Below are 2914 nucleotides of genomic sequence, written 5' to 3'. Positions count from 1 at the left end.
CCCCGAGCTTTCCGCCGCCACCCCCACCTCCAGTAACGCCTTGCGCACCGCGCAACCCGGCCGGCCTATCCGTCCCCTGCCCGATCAGCTGATCAGCCAGATCGCCGCCGGCGAAGTGGTGGAACGTCCGGCCTCGGTGGTGAAGGAACTGCTTGAAAACGCACTCGACGCAGGCGCCACCCAGCTCGGCATCCGGCTGGAAGAAGGCGGCGTGCGGCGCATCGTCATCACCGACAACGGCTGCGGCATTCCTGCCGATGAACTGCCCGTTGCGCTGATGCGGCACGCCACCAGCAAGATCGCCTCGCTCGACGAACTCGAATCGGTGTTGACACTCGGTTTCCGTGGTGAGGCGTTGGCGTCGATCGCCTCGGTCTCGCACCTCGTCCTGACCAGCCGCACGGCCGATGCCGCACACGCCACGCAGATCAGCGCCGATACCGGCCATCTGCAACCGGCTTCTGGTGGTGTCGGGACGATGATCGATGTGCAGCACCTGTACTTCAATACGCCCGCGCGTAGGAAGTTTCTGAAAACGGAACAGACCGAGGTCGGGCATTGCCTGGAGATGATCCGACGCGTGGCGCTTGCCAGGCCCGATGTCACGGTCTCCGTTCACCACAACGGCAAGCCGCTCGAACACTGGAATGCCGGCGATGTGGCAACGCGTACCGCGCAGGTGCTGGGCGCCGATTTTGCGCGTGCCCGTTTGCCGCTCGATGAATTGGCCGACGCGCTGCACATCTATGGTTTCGCCGGGCTGCCTACCGCTTCGCGCGGCAGGCCGGACCAGCAGTATTTCTTCGTCAACGGCCGGTTCGTGCGCGACAAGCTGCTGAACCACGCCGTGCGCAGCGCCTATCAGGACGTGCTCCACGGAGACCGCTTTCCCTCGTACGTGCTCTGCCTGGACCTGCCACCCGAACTGGTCGATGTGAACGTGCACCCGTCGAAGATCGAGGTCCGCTTCCGCGAATCGCGCGCCGTCCACCAGTTTGTCTACCACGCCGTGCAGCGTTGCCTGGCACGCCAGGCTGGCGAAGTTGGCGACAGCCTGCATTCGGATACTGGCGATGGTGCTGGGCTGTCGCCAACGACCAAGCCAGCGGGTGGCGTGCCGGGCGCCGCGCCACAATGGATCAACTACTCCGCTGGCCGGCAGAGCGAACTTGGCATTGCCCAGCCACGCCAGGCCTACCTGGGCATGGTGCGTGACGCCACCTCGGGTGATGGATCACCAGTCGCCCGCTCATGGGAACCTTCCTCGCAACGGCCAGCGTGGCTGGCAGATGCCGAGGCAGCCCGTGCCGATGCGCCGCCCAGCCTGCTCGACCGTCTGCCCGAGCGTCCGTCGGGATTGCCCGTCGATGAAGATGGGGAAGAAGGCGACCACCCGCTCGGCTATGCCATCGCCCAGCTGCACGGCATCTACGTGCTGGCGCAGAATGCGCGCGGACTGGTACTGGTGGACATGCACGCCGCGCACGAACGCATCCTCTACGAACAGATCAAGGCCGGTCTCGATGCGCGCGAGCTCGCCGTGCAGCCACTGCTGATTCCGGTCACGCTGCCCGCCAACCCGGTGGAAATCGGCGCCGCCGAGGAACATCAGGAAACGCTGCAGTTGCTCGGCTTCGACATCGCACCGGTGTCACCCACGACATTGGCCGTGCGGGCCATTCCGGCGCTGCTCAAGCAGGCCGATGCCGAAGCGCTCGCGCGCGATGTGCTGCGTGACTTGCAGTCATTCGGTGGCTCGCGCGTGCTGGCCGAGCGCCAGAACGAACTGCTGGCCACGCTGGCCTGCCACAGCGCCGTGCGCGCCAATCGCAAGCTGACCGTCGAAGAAATGAACGCGCTGCTGCGCCAGATGGAACAGACCGAGCGCGCCGACCAGTGCAATCACGGACGTCCCACCTGGGTACAACTCACGGTCACCGAACTGGACCGCCTGTTCCTGCGCGGCCAGTAATCCTCCATGTCATCGCAGTCTTCTGAATTCCCGCCCGTCGTCTGCCTGCTCGGGCCGACGGCCTCCGGCAAGACGGCCGCCGCGCTGGCGCTGGCCGCGCGCACGCCGGTCGAAATCATCAGCCTGGATTCGGCGCTGGTCTATCGTGAGATGGATATCGGCACCGCCAAGCCCACACCTGCCGAACTCGCCAGCGCGCCGCACCACCTGATCGACATCATTGATCCGCTGGAGAGCTACTCGGCCGCGCAATTCGTGACCGATGCCGAGCGCCTGATTGTCGAGATTCGCGCGCGTGGCCGCACGCCGTTGATCGTCGGCGGGACGATGCTCTATTACAAGGCGCTGACGCAGGGCCTGAACGACCTGCCGCAAGCTGACCCCGCCGTGCGCGCCGAACTCGATGCGCTGGCTGCCGAGCGTGGCTGGCCAGCGCTGCATGCGATGCTGGCCGAGGTAGATCCGGTCACCGCCGCGCGGCTCGCACCCAACGATGCGCAGCGCATCCAGCGCGCGCTGGAGATCCATCGCCTGAGCGGGCAACCGATGTCGGCGCTGCTCGCGCGCCAGGCTGATGCGCGCACCTTCACGGGCGCCGCCGATTCACGCTTCCGCGTCATCGCCCTCGAACCCTCGGACCGCGCCGTGCTACACGCGCGGATTGCCGAACGTTTCGACGCAATGCTCTCTGGTGGCTTGATCGCCGAAGTGGAACGTCTGCGCGCACGGGGCGACCTGCACCTCGGGCTACCGTCGATGCGTTGCGTCGGCTACCGGCAGGTCTGGGAATATCTCGATGGGGATTGCGACTATGCGACGATGCGCGAACGCGGCATCGCGGCCACGCGGCAACTGTGCAAGCGTCAACTGACGTGGTTGCGGAGCACGCCGGAGCGCGTCAGCGTGGATTGTCTGCGGGGGGACTATGTTGCGGAGGTGGGG

Annotated in this window: 2 protein-coding genes; both read left to right on the top strand. The window is 66.2% G+C overall.

Features of this window, described 5'->3' with window-relative positions; translation table 11 throughout:
- The first annotated feature begins 40 nt into the window (after positions 1-40).
- Positions 41-1972 (top strand): DNA mismatch repair endonuclease MutL, encoded by a 1932-nt coding sequence (gene mutL / locus FFS21_RS31760; protein WP_137928637.1) that lies wholly within the window; start codon positions 41-43, stop codon positions 1970-1972.
- A gap of 6 nt (positions 1973-1978) precedes the next feature.
- The coding region (gene miaA / locus FFS21_RS31755; RefSeq protein WP_137928636.1) for a tRNA (adenosine(37)-N6)-dimethylallyltransferase MiaA at positions 1979-2914 on the top strand (936 nt) is incomplete at its 3' end.

Source organism: Cupriavidus sp. 2SB (genome assembly GCF_005503625.1).
In the GTDB taxonomy this organism is placed as follows: Bacteria; Pseudomonadota; Gammaproteobacteria; order Burkholderiales; family Burkholderiaceae; genus Cupriavidus.
The sequence above is the reverse complement of the archived record's forward strand: the minus strand, read 5'-3'. Positions and strand labels throughout refer to the sequence as shown.